This is a genomic window from Dyella sp., from assembly GCF_035685885.1.
GTDB lineage: Bacteria > Pseudomonadota > Gammaproteobacteria > Xanthomonadales > Rhodanobacteraceae > Dyella.
In genome coordinates this window covers 1-21532 of record NZ_DASRZX010000081.1, presented here as the reverse complement: position 1 = coordinate 21532, position 21532 = coordinate 1, and the positions used below count along the sequence as shown (strand labels likewise).

21 protein-coding genes and 1 tRNA gene are annotated in these 21532 nt (G+C 65.7%); 8 read left to right on the top strand and 14 right to left on the bottom strand.

Translation table 11 applies throughout. The features are described 5' to 3' along the window. Positions 1-357: hypothetical protein (locus VFG49_RS09925; RefSeq protein ID WP_324859976.1), on the bottom strand; the 357-nt coding region annotated here is incomplete at its 3' end. Positions 358-748: 391 nt separating this feature from the next. Between VFG49_RS09925 and VFG49_RS09920 the strand changes: the two genes are divergently transcribed. Continuing rightward, entirely contained in the window at positions 749-3085 is a 2337-nt protein-coding gene (locus VFG49_RS09920; protein WP_324859974.1) for a SpoIIE family protein phosphatase, read from the top strand. After that, positions 3063-3455, top strand: a complete 393-nt coding sequence (locus tag VFG49_RS09915; protein ID WP_324859972.1) for an STAS domain-containing protein — start codon at positions 3063-3065, stop codon at positions 3453-3455. Before VFG49_RS09920 ends, VFG49_RS09915 begins: the two co-directional genes overlap by 23 nt. A 61-nt stretch (positions 3456-3516) precedes the next feature. Here the strand turns inward: VFG49_RS09915 and ychF are convergent, their stop codons facing one another. From ychF to VFG49_RS09875, 8 genes are all read right to left on the bottom strand, one after another. Further along, a complete protein-coding gene (gene ychF / locus VFG49_RS09910) occupies positions 3517-4608 on the bottom strand; it encodes a redox-regulated ATPase YchF (protein WP_324859970.1) in 1092 nt (363 codons plus the stop codon). 56 nt (positions 4609-4664) lie between these two features. After that, positions 4665-5258, bottom strand: coding sequence for an aminoacyl-tRNA hydrolase (pth, locus tag VFG49_RS09905; protein WP_324859968.1), 594 nt, complete (start codon positions 5256-5258; stop codon positions 4665-4667). A gap of 45 nt (positions 5259-5303) precedes the next feature. Beyond that, positions 5304-5951 (bottom strand): 50S ribosomal protein L25/general stress protein Ctc, encoded by a 648-nt coding sequence (locus VFG49_RS09900; RefSeq protein ID WP_324859966.1) that lies wholly within the window; start codon positions 5949-5951, stop codon positions 5304-5306. A 105-nt stretch (positions 5952-6056) separates the two neighbouring features. Next, positions 6057-6995, bottom strand: a complete 939-nt coding sequence (locus tag VFG49_RS09895; RefSeq protein ID WP_349255871.1) for a ribose-phosphate diphosphokinase — start codon at positions 6993-6995, stop codon at positions 6057-6059. Between the two features lie 54 nt (positions 6996-7049). Further along, positions 7050-7126 (bottom strand) — tRNA-Gln (locus tag VFG49_RS09890). A 16-nt stretch (positions 7127-7142) separates the two neighbouring features. Beyond that, the gene (gene ispE / locus VFG49_RS09885; protein ID WP_324859962.1) at positions 7143-8537 is read right to left on the bottom strand and encodes a 4-(cytidine 5'-diphospho)-2-C-methyl-D-erythritol kinase; all 1395 of its coding nucleotides are present in this window, start codon (positions 8535-8537) and stop codon (positions 7143-7145) included. Between the two features lie 226 nt (positions 8538-8763). Then, positions 8764-9387 (bottom strand): lipoprotein insertase outer membrane protein LolB, encoded by a 624-nt coding sequence (gene lolB / locus VFG49_RS09880; protein ID WP_324859960.1) that lies wholly within the window; start codon positions 9385-9387, stop codon positions 8764-8766. Further along, a complete protein-coding gene (locus VFG49_RS09875; protein WP_324859958.1) occupies positions 9384-11123 on the bottom strand; it encodes a tetratricopeptide repeat protein in 1740 nt (579 codons plus the stop codon). Before VFG49_RS09875 ends, lolB begins: the two co-directional genes overlap by 4 nt. A 108-nt stretch (positions 11124-11231) precedes the next feature. On the opposite strand from VFG49_RS09875, the gene hemA reads away from it, so the two are divergent. The 4 genes from hemA to ppk2 all read left to right on the top strand — a co-directional run bounded on the left by hemA (position 11232) and on the right by ppk2 (position 16722). After that, complete coding sequence (hemA, locus tag VFG49_RS09870) at positions 11232-12506, top strand: glutamyl-tRNA reductase (RefSeq protein ID WP_324859956.1); 1275 nt, start codon at positions 11232-11234, stop codon at positions 12504-12506. Between the two features lie 76 nt (positions 12507-12582). Then, the gene (prfA, locus tag VFG49_RS09865; protein WP_324859954.1) at positions 12583-13662 is read left to right on the top strand and encodes a peptide chain release factor 1; all 1080 of its coding nucleotides are present in this window, start codon (positions 12583-12585) and stop codon (positions 13660-13662) included. 72 nt (positions 13663-13734) lie between these two features. After that, the gene (locus tag VFG49_RS09860; protein WP_324859952.1) at positions 13735-15840 is read left to right on the top strand and encodes a tetratricopeptide repeat protein; all 2106 of its coding nucleotides are present in this window, start codon (positions 13735-13737) and stop codon (positions 15838-15840) included. Positions 15841-15933: 93 nt separating this feature from the next. Continuing rightward, entirely contained in the window at positions 15934-16722 is a 789-nt protein-coding gene (ppk2, locus tag VFG49_RS09855; RefSeq protein WP_324859950.1) for a polyphosphate kinase 2, read from the top strand. On the opposite strand, the gene VFG49_RS09850 is transcribed toward ppk2, so the two are convergent. The 4 genes from VFG49_RS09850 to VFG49_RS09835 form a co-directional block, all read right to left on the bottom strand. Next, positions 16719-17216 (bottom strand): VOC family protein, encoded by a 498-nt coding sequence (locus VFG49_RS09850; RefSeq protein WP_324859948.1) that lies wholly within the window; start codon positions 17214-17216, stop codon positions 16719-16721. The two genes, ppk2 and VFG49_RS09850, sit on opposite strands and share 4 nt — an antisense overlap. A gap of 154 nt (positions 17217-17370) precedes the next feature. After that, positions 17371-17637, bottom strand: coding sequence for an acylphosphatase (locus tag VFG49_RS09845; RefSeq protein WP_324859946.1), 267 nt, complete (start codon positions 17635-17637; stop codon positions 17371-17373). Between the two features lies 1 nt (position 17638). Continuing rightward, on the bottom strand, positions 17639-18118 hold the full coding sequence (locus VFG49_RS09840) for a TlpA disulfide reductase family protein (protein ID WP_324859944.1): 480 nt from the start codon (positions 18116-18118) through the stop codon (positions 17639-17641). Beyond that, complete coding sequence (locus VFG49_RS09835) at positions 18115-19392, bottom strand: YihY family inner membrane protein (protein ID WP_324859942.1); 1278 nt, start codon at positions 19390-19392, stop codon at positions 18115-18117. Before VFG49_RS09835 ends, VFG49_RS09840 begins: the two co-directional genes overlap by 4 nt. Before the next feature lie 98 nt (positions 19393-19490). Here VFG49_RS09835 and wrbA point away from each other — a divergent pair, with 98 nt between their 5' ends. Together wrbA and VFG49_RS09825 are read left to right on the top strand one after the other, a co-directional pair. Continuing rightward, a complete protein-coding gene (wrbA, locus tag VFG49_RS09830; RefSeq protein ID WP_324859940.1) occupies positions 19491-20093 on the top strand; it encodes an NAD(P)H:quinone oxidoreductase in 603 nt (200 codons plus the stop codon). Beyond that, positions 20090-20437, top strand: coding sequence for a DUF2069 domain-containing protein (locus VFG49_RS09825; RefSeq protein WP_324859938.1), 348 nt, complete (start codon positions 20090-20092; stop codon positions 20435-20437). Before wrbA ends, VFG49_RS09825 begins: the two co-directional genes overlap by 4 nt. Positions 20438-20788: 351 nt before the next feature. On the opposite strand, the gene VFG49_RS09820 is transcribed toward VFG49_RS09825, so the two are convergent. Continuing rightward, the coding region (locus tag VFG49_RS09820; RefSeq protein WP_324859936.1) for a PLP-dependent aminotransferase family protein at positions 20789-21532 on the bottom strand (744 nt) is incomplete at its 5' end.

Genomic DNA, 21532 nt, shown 5'->3' with positions numbered 1-21532 from the left:
GACGACATCCTGCGAATTCGCTGTGACCGTAGTAATTCGCGGAAGATTGATATCCCAGCTGCCAAAAGCGTTATCAAGAATATTGATGTGCTCTTGCTGGCTAGGTAGCTCGAAACGCCGGCTGAGCGTCAGCGTCGGCCCTGTGCCGGAAGCACTGACGTCAGTCTGTTCAAACGTCAACCCGCCGCTGTATAGGCTGATGCTTTCGCCGAACGGATTCTCGCCAAGTGGCTGAATATCCTCACTGACGCGGGTGTTCTTCTTGTATTCCTCTTCAGGGGTGACAGGCTTTGCCGATTGCGCGACCGCGATCCCTGCGACCAACCATCCAAGCGTCGCCCACACGACAACGCGCAAGCGCGTTCCTTGCGACTTCCGAAGCATCCTGTTTTCCCCTGCAAAACTTGCGAGTCCGACGACTTTGCGTGTCCCGAGCGCGCGAACTTCCCAGTCAGCGCGACTTGGCTCTTGAGACTATTTTGAGCCGCAAGAACACATGGCTGTCAAGAACCTTACGCAAAAATTTGCGCAATGAACGGGACTCGCTTTTGCATGCCCGCATGAATGCGCAGATGGAACGTCTTGATGCACCTCGCCCACACGCTAACTTGTTGCTGCTGATAATAGATGCAGGCCCTCGGATTGGATGGCTATCCAAATCTGCGACGAGCCGCACAGGCAGCCATCCGGACGACTTGCCGTCTGCCGGCCACGCGTGGCTAGATGATCCTCGGCAAAGGGGGCTTGCATGCTATTGCGCAGCATCGCGTCGCGGCTGTCTCTCTGGGTTCTGGCGGGCTCGCTGGCTGTACTTGCGGTGGCTGGCGGGCTGCTGTTCTATCGCATCAGCGACCAGATCCTGCAGCATTCGCACGGCGAAGCGTCCGCCCTGGCAAACGAGGCCGGCAACCGCATCGAGCTACGGCTGGCCCGCGTCGCAGACACGACCCGCACGCTGGCCACGGTGATCGGGCGACGGCACGACGACGCCGAGCCGATGCTCCGCGATGCGCTGGCACAGAACGCCGATCTTTCAGGGCTGGCCGCCGCCTTCTCGCCGCAGCCGGGCAACCCGCCGGTGTCGCCCTTCGTCAGCCGGCTGGACGACGGTTCGCTGGACCAGCGCGACCTGCGCAAGGATCCCAGCCCGTACTGGGACAAGAACTGGTTCCTCGCTGGCCTGAGCTGTTCGCAGGGCTGCTGGCAAAGGCACTTTCGCTCGCAGTCGCGCCATCGCGAACTGATCAACTACTCGGTGGCGATCATGACGGACGGCCATCCGGTCGGGCTGATCAATGCCGACGTTACGCTGGACTGGTTGAACCGCACGCTGCAGGAGCTGGACAAGCCCGAAGGCGCCTATGCCTTCGTGCTCGACAGCGGCGGCGCGTACCTGGCGCACGACAATCCGGCCATGGTTGGCCAGCGGGGCAAGGACAACCTGCTGGAAGCACTGGCCCAGCACCAGGCCTCGCGCGTGCGCCTGGCCGTGGCGCAGAACCCGCAGGCCAAGGGGAAGCCGGTCTGGATCTATTTCGTACCGATCGAGGGAACGCACTGGCGCTTTGGCCTCGCCATGCCCGAGACCATCATCTACGCCGGCGTCCGCCAGGCATTCGTCCAGGTGCTCGTGCCGGGGCTGTTCGCCTTGCTGCTGGTGGCCGCCATCACGCTGATCATCATCCGGCGCACGTTGTCGCCGCTGGGCACGCTTGCCGCCCGCGCCGAGCAGGTGGCGCGTGGCGCACTCGCCTTCGAGCTGCCGCCGGCGCGCTTTCCCGACGAAGTGGGTCGCCTGACGCATGCCTTCGATCGCATGCGCACCGAACTGGCGTCGCACATCGACGAACTCACCCGCAATGCGCGCGAGCAACAGCGGCTTACCAGCGAACTGGACATCGCCCACCAGATACAGACGGCGCTGCTTCCCGGCGAGCACTATCTCGATGCGCACTGCGAGAATTTCGAACTGCACGCCTTGTTGCGCCCGGCCCGCGCCGTTGGCGGCGATCTGTACAGCTATTTCATGCTCAACCAGCGACGCTTCTGCGTGATGGTGGGCGACGTTTCCGACAAGGGCATTCCCGCGGCGTTGTTCATGGCGCGCACCATCACGCTGGCCAAGGCACTGGCACCCAGGGCGCGCACGCCCCAGCACCTGTTGTCGATGCTCAATGTCGAGCTCTGCCGCAACAACGACAGCTGCATGTTCGTAAGCCTGCTCTGCGGCATGCTCGACACGCTTACGGGAGAACTGGTGATGTCCAGCGCAGGCCATGAACCACCCGTGCTCTGCGATGCGGATGGCGCGCGCTTGATCGAGCTGGAAACCGGGGCCGCGCTCGGGCTGGACGAAGAGGCCCGTTATCCAGCGCGCACGTTGCGCCTGCAACCCGGCGGAACCCTCCTGTTCTATACGGACGGCATCACCGAAGCGATGGATACCGATCAGCAGATGTTCGGCGCCGAACGTATGCTGGCGTGCCTGGCCCAGTCGCCGTCACGCTCCGCGGCCGACCTCGCAAGTGGCCTTCTGGCGGAGGTGGACCACTTCGCCGACGGCGCAGGACAGGCCGACGACATCACCGTCCTCGCGCTGAGCTGGCATCATGCGCTCGACGACAGGAACTCGCCCATGCTGGACCTGAGCATCAATGCATCGATGAGCAACGTCTTCGAGACGCTGGATCGCTGCGACGCATCCCTGCAGGCGCAGGATGTGGCGCCCGACGTGCGCGACGACATACGCCTCGTGCTCGAAGAATTGATGGTCAACATGGTGGAGCACGGCCGCACCGGCAACGTGGGCGACACGATCGACCTGCACATGCGCTTGGGCGACGACGCCGTCCTCGTGGAACTTCATCACAACGGCCAGCCGTTCGACCCACTGCAGGCCCCGTTGCCCACGCTCACCGGCGACATCGCCGACCAGGAAGAAGTGGGTGGGCTCGGCATTCATCTGGTCCGCGCCATGGCGAGCGAACTCAGCTACAGCCATGACGAGCAAGGCAACCATCTGCAGCTACGTTTCCTCCACCCCGCGCGTAGGGAGCCCCACCATGACATTCAGCCTGAGCACTGAAAGCGAGTCGCCCGATCGCACCACGCTGCATCTGCATGGCCGGCTCGACGCACAGACCTTCGGCGAGTTCGATCTTGCGGTGCTGGACCTGCTGCCGCGCGTGGCGGACGGCGGTACGATGGTGCTCGATCTTTCCGCGCTGGAGTACATCAGCAGCGCGGGACTGCGCAGCATCGCCAAGATCAGGAAGAACATGCGCGCCCGCGGCGGCCATACGCTGCTGTTGAATCCGCAGCCGCAGGTGCGCAAGGTGTTCGACATCGTGAAAGCGGTGCCGGTGAATGAGGTGTTCGCCAACACGCAGGAGCTGGACGCCTACCTCGACCACATGCAGCGCCAGATCACCGGCGAAGGCATCGAGACGGATTGAAACGCCGAATGCAAAACGGGCCGCGATGCGGCCCGTTTTTTTCTGCTTGGACGGTGAACGGTTAGACGTTGAACAGGAAGTGCAGCACGTCGCCGTCTTTCACGACGTAATCCTTGCCTTCCTTGCGCAGGCGCCCCGCCGCGGCGGCGCCGGCCTCACCCTTGTACTGGATGAAGTCGTCGTAGCTCATCGTCTCGGCTCGGATGAAGCCACGCTCGAAATCGGTGTGGATCACGCCCGCCGCCTGCGGCGCGGTGAAGCCGCGCTTGATGGTCCACGCGCGCACTTCCTTCACGCCGGCGGTGAAATAGGTCTGCAGGGCAAGCAGCTTGTACGCAGCGCGGATCACGCGGTTCAGGCCCGGCTCGTCCAGGCCCAGATCCTTCAGGAACTCGTCGCGATCGGCGTCGTCCAGCTGCGCCAGCTCTTCTTCGATGGCGGCGCACACCGGCACCACCTCGGCACCCTCGATGACGGCGCGGGCGCGCACGGCATCCAGGTGCGGGTTGTTCTCGAAACCGTCCTCACGCACGTTGGCGATGTACATCAGCGGCTTGAGCGTCAGCAGGAACAGATCGCGCACCAGCGCCTTCTCTTCCTCGTCCAGACCCAGGCTGCGGGCGGACTTGCCTTCGTTGAGACCGGCGGCGATCTTCTGCAGCACGGGCTTCCTGGCGATCGCATCCTTGTCGTTGGCCTTGGCCGAACGCTCGGCGCGGTTCAGTGCCTTCTCGACCGAATCGAGATCGGCCAGCGCCAGTTCGGTATCGATGGTTTCGATGTCGGCGATCGGGTCGACCTTGCCGGCCACGTGGATGATGTCGGTGTGCTCGAAGCAGCGCACCACGTGCGTGATGGCGTCCACTTCGCGAATGTGCGCGAGGAACTTGTTGCCAAGGCCTTCGCCCTTGGACGCACCCGCCACCAGGCCCGCAATGTCGACGAACTCGACGGCGGTCGGAATCACCTTCTGCGGATTGACGATGGCCGACAGCGCGTTCAGGCGCGGATCGGGCACCGGCACCACGCCCACGTTCGGTTCGATGGTGCAGAACGGGAAATTGGCGGCGGCGATGCCGGCCTTGGTAAGCGCGTTGAACAGGGTGGACTTGCCGACGTTAGGCAGGCCGACGATGCCGCATTTGATGCCCATGGGAACTCCGCAAAGCTGTGATCAGGCAACGGGACGATGACGCAGGACGGTGTGCCCTAAGCCTTCGTGCCCGCTGCCGGGGTATGTAGTTGTTGCATGGCCTTGTCGAACTGGCCATCGACTGCCAGCGGCAGCACGTCCAGCGCGCGCGCGATGCCATCGACGATGGCGTCCTCGTCCTTCGCCGATGGACGGCCGAGCACCCACGGCGTGACCTTGTCCTTGTGCCCGGGATGGCCGATGCCGACGCGCATGCGGTGGAACCTGGCGTGGCCGAGGTGCGCGACGATGTCGCGCAGGCCGTTCTGGCCGCCATGGCCACCGTCGAACTTCAACCGCACGGTGCCCGGATCCAGATCCAGCTCATCGTGCGCAACGAGGCACTCGTCCGGCTCGATCTTGTAGTAGCGCAACGCCGAAGCGACGGCGATGCCGCTCTTGTTCATGAAAGTGGAAGGCTTGAGCAGCCATACCGGCTGGCCGCCGATGCGGACCTTGCAGGTCTCGCCATGCAGCTTGCCGTCAAAACCGAAGCGCTCGCCCTGCCCTGACGCCAGGGCGTCAACAAACCAGAACCCGGCGTTGTGCCGGGTTCGGAGATATTCGGCACCGGGATTGCCCAGTCCGACGATGAGTCGAAGACCCGCCATAAGATCGTGGCGGTCCGCGCTCCTGAGAACGCGGACCGCAGCGACTTACTTCTTGGGAGCTTCCGCAGCCGGAGCGGCAGCGTCGCCCTCGGCCGGGGTCTCTTCGGCTTCTTCCTTCACCGTGTTGGCGGTGACGACGGCGATGTCGTGGTCCGCACCCAGGTGCAGCGCGACGATTTCCACGCCCTTGGGCAGCTTGAGCTGCGACAGGTGGACGATGTCGCCCGGCTTCAGGTCGGTCAGGTCGAGTTCGATGAACTCCGGCAGATCCTTCGGCAGGCAGGAGATTTCCACTTCCGTCAGGTTGTGCGAGATCACCACGCCCGAGGTCTTGCCAGCGGCCGACTTTTCCTGGTTCAGGAAGTGCAGCGGCACGTGCAGGTGGATGGCGGCGTTCTCATCAACGCGCTGGAAGTCCATGTGCAGCATCTGCAGCTTGTACGGATGCTTCTGCCAGTCACGCACCAGCACCTTCTGCACCTTGCCGTCGACGCTCAGGTCGAGCACGGAGGAGAAGAACCACTCGTTCTTGGCGGCGAGCAGGATGGTGTTGTGCTCGATCTGGATGCTCTGCGGGGCCTGGCCGGCGCCGTAGACAACAGCAGGCACGAAGCCGGCATGACGCAGGCGGCGGCTCGCACCTTTCCCCTCGTCATTACGGGCCGTAGCCTTGATTTCGTGAGTCGTAGCCATGTTGGTATTGCCTATCAGTAGTGAACCGCCTCGCGGCGATCGTTCGACTCACCCGCGACCAGGGGAGCCGTGAAACAGCGGCAGGCGTTTGCCCGCCGCGAAAACTCAGTCGATGTACAACGAGCTCACCGACTCGCCGAAGGCGATGCGGCGGATCGTTTCAGCCAGCAACTCGGCGACCGAGAGCTGACGGATCTTGCTGCACGAGGCAATGTCCGGCCGCAGCGGCAAGGTGTTGGTGACTACCAGCTGATCGAGCTGGGAGTTCTCGATGTTCTTCAGCGCCGCGCCCGACAGCACCGGGTGCACGCAGTACGCCACCACCTTGCGGGCGCCGCGCTCCTTCAGGGCCGCAGCTGCCGCACACAGGGTGCCGGCGGTATCGACGATGTCGTCGACCAATACGCAGGTCTTGCCGTCCACTTCGCCGATGATGTTCATCACCGTGGCGACGTTGGCCTTCGGGCGGCGCTTGTCGATGATCGCCAGGTCCGCGTCGTCGAGGCGCTTGGCCATCGCACGGGCGCGCACCACGCCACCGACGTCCGGGCTGACCACGATCAGGTCGTCCATGCTGTGGTTGCGCCAGATGTCCGCCAGCAGCACCGGCGAGGCATAGACGTTGTCCACCGGGATGTCGAAGAAGCCCTGGATCTGGTCCGCGTGCAGGTCCACCGTAAGCACGCGATCCACACCCGCGGTGCCGATCATCTTGGCTACCATCTTCGCCGTGATCGGCACGCGCGCCGAGCGCGGGCGACGGTCCTGGCGGGCGTAGCCGAAGTACGGGATCACCGCGGTGACGCTGGCCGCCGAGGCGCGCTTGAGCGCATCCACCAGCACCAGCAGCTCGAACAGGTTTTCCGCGCTCGGTGCGCCGGTCGGCTGCAGCACGAACACTTCCTGGCGGCGGACGTTCTCTTCGATCTCCACCTGGGCTTCGCCGTCGCTGAAGGTGCTGACGAGTGCCTTGCCCAGGGGCACGCCAAGACGCTGAGCGACATCCTCGGCGAGCGCGCGGTGCGCGTTACCGGTGAAGAGCATCGGACCGGACGTGTCGACAGTCATGTTTTAGAACCTGATGAGCCATGTGTGAAATGGCTGGGGCGGAAGGATTCGAACCTTCGCATGCAGGAATCAAAATCCTGTGCCTTAACCAGCTTGGCGACGCCCCAGTGGAAACTGGACTACCTACCTTGCCGCCTCGTCGACGCCGCGATGGCGCGCCAGGGCGACAAGCAGCGGAGAGACATCCTCGCCTCTGGCCACGTGGGCCGTGAAGCTGGCAGGACAGCGCTCCGCAATGGCCTCGGCGCGTTCCGGGGAGTCCGTCTCCAGGAACACACACGCACCGCTGCCGGAAAGCCTTGCCCGGCCGAACCCGTCGAGCCAGTCCAGCGCGGCGGCGACGCGCGGATGTCGCGCGCGAACCACCGGCGCGAACGCGTTCTCGACCGTTTCGCCCGAAGCAAAGGATGAAATTGTGGCGGGCGGGGCATTTCGTGTCAATTCAGACGCTTGAAAAAGCGCTGCAGTGGGCACGTGCTCGTGGGGGTCCAGCACCACGTACCAGCGCTCCGGCAGGGCTATCGGCGTGAGTTTCTCGCCAACGCCCTCGGCCCAGGCGGTGCGGCCGCGCACGAACACGGGCACATCGGCGCCCAGCTGGCGCCCCAGTTCGGCCAGGGCGTTCTCGTCCTGCCCGGCGCCCCAGAGCCGGTTGAGGGCCACCAGCACGGTGGCGGCATCGGAACTGCCGCCGCCCAGGCCGCCACCCATCGGGAGGCGCTTGTCCACTTCAATGTCCACGCCCGCGCCCGCCGGGGCGTGGGGCTGGAGCAGGCGTGCGGCGCGAACGACCAGATCGGTCTCGGCGGGCACTCCTGGAACGTCGGTTAGCCGGTGAATCTCGCAGTCGCCCCGGGGCCGCAGGCGGATCTCGTCGCCCCAGTCGAGCAGGCGGAACACGGTCTGCAGCTCGTGATACCCGTCCGGGCGGCGACCGGTGATGCGCAGGAACAGGTTCAGCTTGGCCGGTGCGGGCCAGATCGTCCAATCGGCCGGATCGGGCGGCGCCAGCGGGCGGCTCATGAACACCCGCAGATCGTCCGGAAAGCCATTTTCCCGGTCGCGCTCGCGGTAAAAGGCGAACTCTGGAAGGTTCTTGTCCATCACGACGAAGCCGTGCTTCGCATAGAAAGGCGCGTTCCACGGCACGTCGGACAAGGTGCCCAGGTCCACCCGGTGGTAACCCGCCATGCGGGCCCAGCCGCAGGCGTGCTCCAGCAGCGCCGCGCCGATGCCACGCTGGCCGTGCGAGGGCAGCACGTCCATCTCGGCCACGGCGATGGCGTTACCGCCCTGCTCGGCATCCAGCCAGATGAAGCCCACCGGTTCACCGGAACCGATCACGGCCACCCACACCAGGCCGCGGGCGACCGCTTGGAGGAGCACTTCTGGCGGTACCGATACGTGCCGGTAGAGCGGCCAGGCGCGGTGACCGCGGAACAGCTCCACCGCCGCGCGCTCGATGGCGCAGAGGGCGTCGACCTGGGCAGGAAGGGCGCGTTGGATGTGGAAGGTCATGGAATCATCATGGGGCAAGGACGGGCGACGCAGGGCGCCGTGTGCGCTTTGCAGGGACGCACCCAGTGCGCGATGGAAGACCGCCGGCGATTTCGATGATGGCTGTCACGCATGGCCTCACTGCATCACCGCGCTGCTGGCTTTTCGCGCACAGGGTGCGCTCCTACATGAGACCGATGCACCCGTATGACAGGTGCACCCACTCGCGAGAGCGACGTGATTCGGGTTACTGGAAACTCCAGGACTCCACTGACAGCCGCACCTTGTTGGGCGGATTTTCGGCGAACACCTTGTTCGGCACCGCCGGTTCGCGCGTGGTGTTCCAGGCCGGGTAGGTCACGTTCCAGCCGTCCTGCGTCAGCGTGGCGGGCAGGCCATCCGGGCCGAACTTCAGCTCCGCCGGACCACTGTCGGCACGCAGGCCCAGCACCCAGGCGCGCAGGTCGCGTAGCGGCACGCGCCAACCGAGCGCTTTTTCCACCAGCGACTCGGCATCGGGGCTGCGCACCGGGCCGCCGTCGAGTCCGTCGAGCACGGCGCCGTCAGGCGTCACGCTGAGGCGAAAGCTCTTGCTGCCCACCGGACCGCGCACGACGAACTCGTAGCTGTCGCCGTTCTGCGTCCAGGTCAGGGTGCCGCTGCCGCCGTCGCTCTTGCCGTTGACCTGGCCCGACACACCGATCTTGCCCTGCAGTACCCAGTGGTCGGCCTTGGCCAGTTGGTGCTCGCGTGCACGCTGCTGGTCGAGCAGCACGGTGTAGTCGGCCTGGGGACGCACGGCTTCCTTGTGCGCGCAGGCAGCCAGCAGCAACGGCAACGCTGCCGCGAGGAGACGGAAGGAAAGCTTCATGGATTGAGGCGCTTGAGAGTGTTGTGGAGATTGCTGCTTTGCGGATCGATCTTACGCACTTCGTCGAACACCCGGCGTGCATCTTCCTGACGGCCTTGCTTCCACAGCACTTCGCCCAGGTGCACGCCGACATCGGCGTCCTTGCGTGTGGTCCAGGCGCCACGCAAGGTTTTCTCGGCCTGGTCCAGGTGGCCGAGGCGATATTGCAGCCAGCCCCACGAGTCCATGATGGCGGGATCTTCCGGCCGGGCGGCACGCGCCGTCTCGATCAGTTTTTCCGCCTCGGGCAAGTCGCGATTGGCATCGGCCAGGGTGTAGCCCAGCGCGTTGCTGGCATCGGTGTCGTCCGGCTTGAGCTGGAGCAGGCGGCGGAAATCATTCACGGCCTGATCGATATTGCCTGCCTCGGCGAAGGCCAGGCCGCGTCCGTAAAGCAGGGCCGGGTCATCGGGCGTCACCTGCAGGGCGCGGGTGAAGGCACGCTCCGCCTGCGTGTACTGCTGCTCGTTCATGTAGAGCTCGGCGTCCACCTCATAGGAGCGACGCAACTGCGCCGGCTGATCGAGGTAATCGGTCTGCATCTGAGCCAGCTGTTCGTGGGCTTCGGCGCTGCGGCCCAGGTCCTGCAGCAGCACGGCGCTGCGCACGTCGGCGTCGAACGCGTGGTCGTCGTCGTCGGCAACCTGGTCGTACCACTTCAGCGCGTCTTCCTTCTTGTCCAGCATTTCCGCCATCTGGCCGAGCAGATAGGCGCTGTTCTGGCGCACGTCTTCCGGCGAACGCTGCAGCTGGGAATACAGGCGGCCAATGGTCTTGGTGTCTTTGGCATGCGCCGCCAGGGCGGCGCGCATCGCGTAGGTGTCGGCGTCCTGCGGACCGTTGTCCAGCAGTTTCCCGGCGCTGGCGTAGTCACCGCCCTGCCCCAGCAAGGTAGCGTAGGCCAGGCGCAGGTGGGTGTTCTTGGGCTCCTTTGCCAGCGCCTTGTCGAACAGCTGCTTCGCCCCGGCCTTGTCACCGTCGCGGTACTTCATCTGGCCCAGCCACGCGTAGGTGTCTGCCGTACCGAACTTTTTCACCGCGCCTTCGGCGATCTGGAGCGCATAGGCATGGCGACCCAGCTTGTCCCCCAGCTCGCTCATGGCAAGCCAGGCCTGCGGATCGGCCGGCAGGCGCTGCGGCGTGGCGACGGCCTCAAGCAATTGGGCCGCCTGGGCGGCATCGCGACTGCCCACCAGCACCCGGCCGAACTGACGCCAGGCATCCTGGTCACCGGTGCCGACCAGGATTTCCAACTGCCGGCGAGCCTCCTCCGTGTTGCCCTGGCTCAACGCCAGTTGCGCGCGGGCCTGGGCCATCGCCGCAGGCTTGGCCCCGAGGGCCTGCCAGCGGGCAATGGCCGCCTGGGCGGCCTGATCGTCACGAATGGCGATGGCCAGGGCGGCGGCCTGCTCGGCCACCTTGGGGTCGTTGGACAGCGTCATCGCACGGCTGTACGCCGTCGAAGCCGCCTTGAGATCGGTGCGGGCCAGCGCCATCTCGCCGGCCAGCAGCTGGGCGACCAGGTCGTGATCCTCATCCGGGGTGACGACCACCAGCTTGTCCAGTGGTTGCCCGCTTCCGCCCGCCGTGTGGCGCGCGGCCCCCGGGGTGGTGGCGCAGCCGGCCAGGACTACCGCGGCCAGTCCGCCGACCGCAAAATGACGCAGTTGCTTGAACTTGAACCACCTGCTCAGCACACTATTCTCCGCTCATCCGTCTGTGTCGTCCGCCTACAATGTAGAACGGCCGGTGCCTTAGCCTAGTTTACGCTGCCGGATGCCCCCTGCCCCGAATTGCTCTTCTCCATGACGCTGATCGCCCTAGGGCTCAATCACCTCACCGCGCCGGTCAACCTGCGCGAGCAAGTGGCATTCGATGCGGAGTCCACGGGCGTCGCCTTGCAGGCGCTTGCCCGTGAGCCAGGCGTGGAAGAGGCCTTGATCCTTTCCACCTGCAACCGTACCGAACTCTACGTGAGCGTCGCGGCCGGGGCCGAGGGCGTTCCGCAGGCCTGGCTCAGCCGCCACCATCAACTGACTGCCAGCAGGCTCGACGAGTTCCTGTATCGGCACGATGAAGACGCGGCCGTGCGTCACATGTTCCGCGTCGCCACCGGGCTTGATTCAATGGTGCTGGGCGAACCGCAAATCCTCGGGCAGGTGAAGGACGCCTACCAGCAGGCCCGCGATGCCCAGGCGCTGCGTGCCCCGATGGAACGCCTGCTGCAGCACACGTTTGCCGTCGCCAAACGCGTGCGCACCGACACCCGCATCGGCGCCCATACGGTGTCGGTGGCATTCACGGCGGTGCGCCTTGCCGAGCAGGTCTTCACCGACCTGCAACAGGCCTGCGTGCTGCTGATCGGCGCCGGCGACACCATCGAGCTGGCGGCCCGTCACCTGGTCGACAAGCGGGTCCGCCGCCTGATCGTGGCCAACCGCACGCTGGAGAACGCGCAGGAACTGGCTACCCGCCACGGTGGCTACGCCATCTCGCTGGCCGACCTGCCGCAGCATCTGGCGGAAGCCGACATCGTCATCAGTTCCACTGCGGCGCGGCAGCCGGTGGTGACGCATGCCATGGTCGAGAAGGCCATCGGCGCACGCCGCCGCAAGCCAATGTTCATGGTGGATATCGCGGTGCCGCGCGACATCGATCCCTCGGTGGGCGAACAGGATGACGTGTTCCTCTACGGTATCGACGACCTGCGCCAGGTAATCGACGACAACCGCCGCTCGCGCGAGGCCGCGGCGCGCGAGGCCGGAGCCATCATCGACCTGCAGGTCGAGCGCTACATGGCCTGGCGACGCGCGCTCACCGTGCGCAATCCGGCGGTTGACCTGCGCCAGCATGCCGAGATCTATCGCGACGAGGTGCTGGAAAAAGCCCGTTCGATGATTGCCCGCGGCAGATCGCCCGACGAGGCGCTGGCCTTCCTCGCCAACACGCTGACCAACAAGCTGCTGCACCACCCGAGCGCCCGCCTGCGCGAGGCGGCGCTGAGCGGCGACATGGAGCTGCTGCATGCGGCCGGGCGCCTTTACGGCATCGACGAGAAGCCAGAAGTGAGTGAAGAGTAGCGGGGAAAGCAGAGAAGGCCTCGCATGGCCACCTGTTCTTTCTCACTCCTCTCTCCTCTTCACTCACTTCTCCCCCATGACGCCTTCAATCCGCCGCAAGCTCGAATCCCTCGCCGAGCGCCATGAAGAAATCGGCCTGCTGCTCGCGCAACCCGACGTACTGGCCGACAGCACGCGCTTTCGCGATCTGTCGCGCGAATACGCGCAGCTCGAACCGGTAGCCGCTTCGCTGCGCGAGCACGATCAGGCCGAGCGCGAACTGGGCGAGACACGCGCCATGCTGGACGATCCCGATTTGCGCGAGATGGCGCACGACGATATCGGCCGCCTGGAAAATCGCCTGACGGAACTGGACGACGAGCTGCAGATCCTGCTGTTGCCCAAGGATCCGCGCGACGAGGCAAACCTCTTCCTCGAAGTACGTGCCGGCACCGGCGGCGACGAAGCGGCGATCTTTGCCGGCGACCTGTTCCGCATGTACGCGCGCTACGCCGAACGCCGCCGCTGGCACGTGGAAGTGCTCAGCGAGAATCACGGCGAGCACGGTGGCTACAAGGAAATCGTGGCGCGCATCGAAGGCAAGGGCGCGTATTCGAGACTGAAGTTCGAGTCGGGTACGCATCGCGTGCAGCGCGTGCCGGAAACCGAATCGCAGGGCCGCATTCACACCTCGGCGGCCACCGTGGCGATCCTGCCCGAGATGGACGAGATCGACGACATCGAGATCAATCCGGCCGACCTCAAGACCGATACGTTCCGTGCCTCGGGTGCGGGCGGCCAGCACGTCAACAAGACCGATTCGGCCATCCGCATCACCCACCTGCCCACCGGCATCGTGGTGGAGTGCCAGGACGAGCGCAGCCAGCACAAGAACCGCGCCCGCGCGCTCAGCCTGCTGAAGGCGCGCCTGCTGGACGAGCAACGCAGCAAGCAGGCCGCCGCGCAGGCCGAATCGCGACGACTGCAAGTGGGCTCTGGTGATCGCAGCCAGCGCATCCGCACCTATAACTTCCCCCAGGGCCGCATCACCGACCACCGCGTCAACCTCACGCTGTATCGCCTCACCGAGGTCCTGCAGGGCGACATGGACGAGCTGGTCGACACGCTGACCCGCGAAAGCCAGGCCGACGAACTGAAGGCGCTCACCGCCGGCTGAGCCGGCGCATCGGATTCACGCTTCCGTGCGCCGCGGATTGGCAGCCATCGCGCCCTGCGTTAGTTTGCACGGATGACCGATCTCTTTACCCCCGATTCCAAGGCACTCGCGCAGCAGATCATCGAAACGATCGAGCGCGGCGCGAGCGGCGACGCCGAACAGCTGGCCGCGCAGGCCCGCACACATTATCCCGACGATGCCGAACTTGCCCGCCTTCATGGCATCGCCCTGATGCAGCTGGAACGCCATGCCGACGCCGTGGCGGCGCTGGAGCAAGCAGCGCAACTGGCGCCGGACAGCATCGAGGTGCAGTGCAACCTCGGCAGTGCCCAGGTAGCCAGCGGCGATGCCGACAACGCCATCGAACGGCTGCGCGCTGCCCTGCGCAAGGCGCCCGGCCATCCGGCCGTGCTGCTCACGCTCGGCAACGCCTTGATGGCGGCAGCCCGCTACCAGAACGCGCGCGAGTCGTACGCCATGGCCACGCATGGCGCGCCGGGGCATCCGGGGCTGCGCCTCAACCTGGCAGCCGCCGAACTGGAGCTGGGCAACGTCGACCAGGCCCGCGTGCATGCCGACGAAGCGCTCGAACTGCATCCGCGCTTCGATGCTGCCTATGCACTGCGTGGCCGCATCCTGCAGTCTCAGGGACAGCCGGCGCAGGCTACCGAATCGTGGTTGCTGGCCGAACGGCTGTCGCCGCAGAACCCGCAATATCCGTTCGCCGCCGGCCAGTCGCTGGAAGACGACGGCAAACTGGCAGCCGCTGCCGAAGCCTATGAGCGCGCGCTGCGCCTCAATCCGCATGACGGCCCCGCACTGGGCCAGCTTCTGTTCCTGCGCCGTCGCCTGTGCCAGTGGCACGATCTGGACGACCTCAGCGCCCGCCTGCAGCGCGCTGCCGCCGACGGCAGCGCTGTCGTCAGCCCGTTCGTGATGCTGTCCGAAGATGTCGACGCCGAACGGCAACTGCAGTGTGCGAAAGCGTATGCCGCATCGATCGAGCAGCAGGTCGCACCGCTGCGCAAGCAGCAGGCATTCACCTATGCCAAGCCCGCGCCCGACGCACCGATCCGCGTGGGTTTCGTCGCCGATGGCTTCAACGAACACGCCACCGGCCTGCTGGTCGTGGCGATGCTCGAAGCGCTCGCCACCGACGACGAACTGGACCTGCACCTGTTTGCCACCACCCGCGACGACGGCGGCCCGATCCGCAAACGCCTCGCCTCCGCTGCCACGCTGCACGATGTTTCCGCGCTCAATCATGCGCAGGTGGCCCAGCGCCTCCACGACACCGGCATGGAAATCCTGTTCGACCTCAACGGATATTCGGGCCACGACAACGGTGAAATGTTCGCCTTGCGCCCCGCGCCCGTGCAGGTGAACTGGCTGGCCTATCCTGGCAGCACCGGCGCGCCCTGGATGGATTACCTGCTGGCCGACGAGGTCGTGCTGCCCGACACGGCCCGTGCCACGGTCAGCGAAAAACTGATGCGCCTGCCGCGCTGCTACCAGCCCAATGACAACACGCGCGCGGTGGCCGAACCGCCTTCGCGGGCCGAGTGCGGCCTGCCCGAACAGGGCACCGTGTTCGCCTGCTTCAACAACAGCTACAAGTTGAACCCGGCAGCGTTCGCACGGCTGATGCTGGTACTGCAGCAAGTGCCCGGCAGCGTGCTGTGGTTGCTCAGCGGCCCGGAAGGCGCCGACGAACGCCTGCGCAATGCGGCACGCGCTGCGGGCCTCGAGCCGGAGCGGCTGGTTTTCCTGCCCCGCCTGCCGCACGCCGACTATCTGTCGCGCTATGTGCACGCCGACCTGTTCCTCGACACGCTGCCCTACAACGCGCACACGACCGCGTCCGATGCCTTGTGGGCCGGCTGCCCGGTGCTCACCTGCATGGGTCGGACCTTCGCCGGCCGCGTAGCCAGCAGCTTGCTGCAACAGCTCGGCCTGCCCGAGCTGGCCTGCGAGGACGAGGAATCGTTCATCGCCATGGCCACGCAACTGGGCAACGACGGCGAAGCGCTCGCCACCTTGCGCCAGCACCTTTCGCTGCAGCGCTCGCAAAGCCCGCTGTTCGACATGCGCGGGTTCGCGGCGGACTTCAAGCGCGCGGTGCAGGCGATGAGCGCGCGCTACCGCATCGGACGCAAGCCGGTGGACCTGGACCTGTAGGCACCGGTCGCGGCCGCCCCCCGGCGGCGCCTTCACTCGCCGCTGAGACCGGCTGCGCACAATGCGTCCAAGCACGACCCGGAGATGCACGTCATGGCCAAGAAGAAGAAATCCTACCGCCGGCAGATGGATGAACTGCAGCTGGAGCTGGCCGGGTTGCACCGATGGATGCGCCATAGCGGCCAGCGCATGGTGGTGGTTTTCGAGGGCCGCGACGCGGCTGGCAAGGGTGGCACGATCAAGGCCATCACCGAGTCGATGGACACGCGCGGCTACCACATCGCCTCGCTGCCCAAGCCGAACGAAACCGAAGCGACGCAGTGGTATTTCCAGCGCTACGTGGACCACCTGCCGAGCGCCGGCGAAATCGTGCTGTTCGATCGCAGCTGGTACAACCGCGCGGTGGTTGAGCCGGCCATGGGGTTTTGCACCAAGGCGCAGTACAAGTCGTTCATCGCCTCGGTGCCCGCCTTCGAGAAACTGCTGACCGACGACGGCATCATCCTCATCAAGTATTGGCTGGCGGTAGACCAGGAGATGCAGGAGGAGCGCTTCGCCGAGCGCGCGAAGGATCCTCTCAAGCGCTGGAAACTGTCGCCCAACGACCTCGCCTCGCGCGCCAAGTACGAAGAGATCGGGCACCTGCGCGACGTGATGATCGACCGCACGCATCGCCCCAACGCGCCCTGGTTCGTGGTCGACTACAACGACCAGAAGCGCGGACGCGTCAACCTGATCCGCCACCTGCTCGAACAGGTGCCGCGCCACGACGTGACGATCCCCGAGCCCAAGCTCCCCAAGCTCAGGCACAAGCCGCTGACCGAGCACGTCACCAGCAAGGCGCTGTGGGTGCCTGACACCTGGGGCGACGAGAAAGGCTAGGCGGCGGCCTTGCGCAGCTCGTTCAGATCGAGCTTCTTCATCTGCATGATGGCGCCATGCACGCGCGCCACCTTGGCCGGGTCCGGGTCGGTGAGCAGGCGGATCATTTCGTCGGGCACCACCTGCCACGACAGCCCGAAACGATCCTTCAGCCAGCCGCACTGGCGCGCGTTTTCATCGCCGCCCTCGCCCAGCTTGCTCCAGTAGTGATCCACTTCGTCCTGCGACCGGCAATGCACCACCAGCGACACGGCCTCGGTGAAGCGAAACACCGGCCCGCCATTCAGCGCCGTGATGGTTTGGCCGTCCAACTCGAAATCGACGGTCATCACCGCGCCTTCGGGCTGTCCGGATGCCTGGGAGCTTTCCTTCGTGTACTGGGTGGTCGTGACGATGCGCGAGTTGTCGAACACCGAGACGTAGAAATTCGCCGCCTGTTCGGCCTGATCGGCAAACCAGAGGAACGGGGTGATGCGCTGGAAGCGGGAAGACATGAGCATCTCCTGTGCGGGGACATGGATGGACGCGCCTGGCGGGCGCCTCATCTCAACGACGAGTCAGGGGCGCCGCAATCGACAGGCATGCTAGCCAGCGACACCGAAGGAAGCGTCGAGGGCCCGTGAACGCGACTGAGTGCGGCGCCCGGGCTCAGGCCGTGTGGAAGCCTTCGTTGCGCGGTGCTTCCCAAGCTTCGCGAGTCACCTCATCCACGCGCGAGGCGGGCGGCCCTTGCCATAGCCAGCGCTCCAGCGCGACGAGGGCTGCATCGTCGCCGCAGGCAATCACTTCCACGCGGCCGTCGGGCAGGTTGCGCGCGTGCCCCGAGAGGCCCAACGCCACCGCCTGCTCGCGCGTGCTGGCGCGATAGAACACGCCCTGCACCCTGCCGCTCACGAGAAAGCGCATGGCAATCACGCTATTTCCCCAAGCCGATCGCCTGGCTGAGCGTGGCCTCGGTCACGGGGCCAACGAAACGCTTGGCCACCTTGCCGTCCGGTCCGATCAGCCAGGTCGTGGGCAGGCCGCGCGGCTCGTCGAAATCCGTCAACGGCTTGTCGAGCGTGACCTGCGCGATGGGATAGCTCACCGGGTGCTTGGCGAGAAAGGCCTGGATGTCCGCCTTGTCGCTGTCTTCGTAGGCAAGGCCGATCGCGCCCACCTTGTCCTTGTGCGCGCTGACGAAGCGGGAGATGTCCGGCATCTCCTTGATGCATGGCACGCACCAGGTGGCCCAGTAATTGACGATCACCCATTTGCCGCGCTGCGCGGACAGGTCGTAGGGCTTGCCGTCGAGCGTGGTGATCTTGATCGAAGGCTGCTCCGGCATCGCGGCCTCTGCAGTGCCGGCAAGCGCCAGCATCAGTGCCAGAACAGCGAGCGGTTTCAACACGTTCATGCAGAAGGTTCCTCGGGTGCCATCGTTGCCGGTGCTTCCGGCGGATAAACCTGGTCGAGCCGGGCGTGCAGCACGTCGCCCAATGCCTGCGCGGCGGCATCGAGCAGCACGACCAGCTCGGCCGGCAGACGCAGGCCATAAGCCTTCACTTCCTCCGACGGGCGCATGGGCACGCGGTAGGGGCAGTGAGCATACACGCGCAGCAGGTCGGTACTGTCGAGACTGCGGCACAACATCCAGCCACCGCCTTCCTGCCGGCGAGCTACGCCGGCGCGATCGAGGTCCTCGAAATAGCCGGTGACGGAGACACGACGCAACTTCGGCTCGGCCTCGCGCAATGTCTCGGGAACCAGCGTCCTTCCCTCGCGATGCGCATCGACGAAATGACCCAGCACCACCAGCAGCCCGAGGAATGCCGCTTCTTCAGGCACGCACACCGAGGGCGGCTCGTAATCGAATGCGGAAACGGACGCCGCCACCGACGCGCAAAGAATCACGATCACCCAGGACAGGTAGATCCACAGCAGGAAGATCGGAATCGCCGCCAGCGCCGCGCCGTATACCTGCTGGTACGTGTGCGCGTGATGGATGAACCGCGCGAAGCTCCAGCGCGCGACCTCGAACAGCACCGCGCCGAGCAACGCGCCGATGGCCGCTTCCTGCCAGCGCACGCGGCGATTGGGCACGACCATGTAGATCAGCGCGAGTGTCAGGAAGGTCACCAGGAACGGCAGCGTGCCCACCAGTCGCTGGCGCAAGCCCAGCGTGCCCGCCGCCTCGTCGATGATGGGCAACGCCGTTGCGTATGAGGCCACCGCGATGCCGCCCACGATAAGTACCGGCCCGAGCGTGAGCGCGGCCCAGTACAGCAGCAGTCGCGACACCCAGCCCCGCTGCCGTTGCACTCGCCAGATTCGATTGAGGCGATCCTCGATGCTTACCATCATCGCCAGCGCGCTGAAGAACATCACCAGCACGCTGATGCCCGTGAGCCTGCTGGCGTTGTCCGCGAAACCGTTGAGGTATTCCTGTATACGCTCGCCCGCGGCCGGCACGAAGTTGCTGAAAGCAAACTCGATCAGCGTGCTGCGCGCATCGGCAAAGGCGGGAAACGCTGCGAAGATCGCCAGCGAGGCGACGATCAATGGCACCAGCGATACCAGCGTGGTGTAGGACAGCGCGCCGGCTGTCTCGAAACACTTGTCGTCGATGAAGCGCTGCCACAGGAAGTGGCTGAAACTGCGCAAGCGGTCGCGGTCGAAACGCAAGGCCATGACAAATCCTTCTTCGCAGCCAGCAAACTCGCCCGATGGTCGCAACACGGGCGTGATCGACCGGTACACTAACCGATCACTGCCTGATCGCCCAAACCATGAGCCACGACATCCTCGTCCTCTACTACAGCCGCACCGGCCACACCGCCCAGCTCGCACGACTGATCGCACGCGGCGTGGAAGAGGTTCCCGGCATGCGCGCCCGCCTGCGCCAGGTGCCCCCGGTGGCGCCGGTGACGGAAGTGGCGCAGCCGCCTGAGCCCGAGGATGGCGCGCCCTATGCCACGCGGCAGGATCTGCTCGAATGCGTGGGGCTTGCGATGGGCAGCCCCACGCGCTTCGGCAACATGGCGGCACCGCTCAAGTACTTCCTCGACTCCACCGGCGCCGAATGGGCCAGCGGCGCACTCGCGGGCAAGCCGGCCGCGTTGTTCACCGCCACCAGCACCATGCATGGCGGCCAGGAATCGACCCTGCTCAGCATGGCGCTGCCGCTGCTTCATCACGGCATGATCCTGGTAGGCCTGCCCTACACCGAACCCGCACTCACCGCGACGCTGAGCGGCGGCTCGCCTTACGGCGCCAGCCACGTCGCCGGCCCCAAGGGCGACAACACCATCACCGAACACGAGCGCGAACTGGCGCGCGCGCTGGGGCGCCGCCTCGCCGACGTGGCGCGCCGCCTGGGCAGCCCGGCATGAGTTCGCCGGTGGCGCCGACTTATCGTGTCGGCCTGCTGGCCTGGGCAGCATTGCTCGTGCTGCAAGTCGTCTGGCATGGCTGGCTGTTTCCTCCGCAGCAGATGCCGAAGATGCTGGTCCTGGCCATCACCGTGATCCCGCTGCTGCTGCCACTGCTCGCCCTGCGCGACGTGCGCCGTGCGCTGCTGTGGGTCGGCATCCTCAGCCTGTTCTATTTCTGTCACGGCATCAGCGAAGCCTGGAGCGCACCAGGCGAGCGTTGGCTGGGATGGATTGAGATCGTATTGACGGTGACCTTGATCGGCACGCTGGGTGCTGGCGTGAAGCGCAAGCGCGCCGCCTGATATTCGACCCTTCTGTAGGAGCGCACCCAGTGCGCGAAAAGCCTATCCCTCAAGAGAACGTCGCGGAGCAGTGACGACGTGGCGTTGCGGTCGCGCACAGGGTGCGCTCCCACCGGTGGACGCGCCACGCGCGAATTTCCCTTGCAGGAGCGTACCCAGTGCGCAAAAAGCCCATCCCTCAAGAGAACGTCGCAAGGCAGTGACGACGTGGCGCTGCAGTCGCGCACAGGGTGCGCTCCTACAGGTGGAGGCGCCACGTGCGAATTTCCCTTGTAGGAGCGCACCCAGTGCGCGAAGAGCCCATACCCGGAGGATGCCGCGGACCGCTGGCGGCGCGGCGCAGCAGTCACACTAGCTGCGCCCCTCCAGCACCAGCGACCGGCACCGACTCAATCGCCGCACGCCTTCCTCGATCTGCGCAGGCGACACGCCACCGTAGCCGAAGATCACTCCTGCCCTTCCAGGCGGCTCCAGATAGCACGGCGACAACGGACGCACCGACACCCCGTGGCCGGCTGCTTCGCGCGACAACGCGATGTCATCCACGCCGTCGCGCAGCAAGCCCACGAGTTGCATGCCGGCGTCAGCGCCGATGACCTGCAGGCGATCGCCCAGCCATTGTTCGATGGCAGCGATCAACGCCACGCGTCGCTCGCGATAAAGCGCGCGCATGGCCCGGATGTGCCGCGCAAAATGGCCTTCGCGAATGAAATCCGTCATCGCCAGTTGGAACAACGTGGACGAGAAAGTGTCGATCGCATCGCGCCCCGCGCGGAATGCGGGCACCAGATCCTTCGGCACCACCAGGTAGCCCAGTCGCAGCGCGGGATACATCACCTTGCTGAAGGTGCCCAGATAGATCACCCGCGCCGCCGTATCCAGACCCTGCAGCGACGCCACCGGCTTGCCGCCGAAGCGGTACTCGCTGTCGTAGTCGTCTTCGATGATCCATGCGTCGTCGCGCTCCGCCCAGGCCAGCAACTGCATGCGCCGTGATGCGCTCATGGTGGTGCCCAGCGGAAACTGGTGCGACGGCGAGATATAGGCGGCGCGCGCGCCACGCGCGCGACGAAGGCCTTCTTCCACGTCGATGCC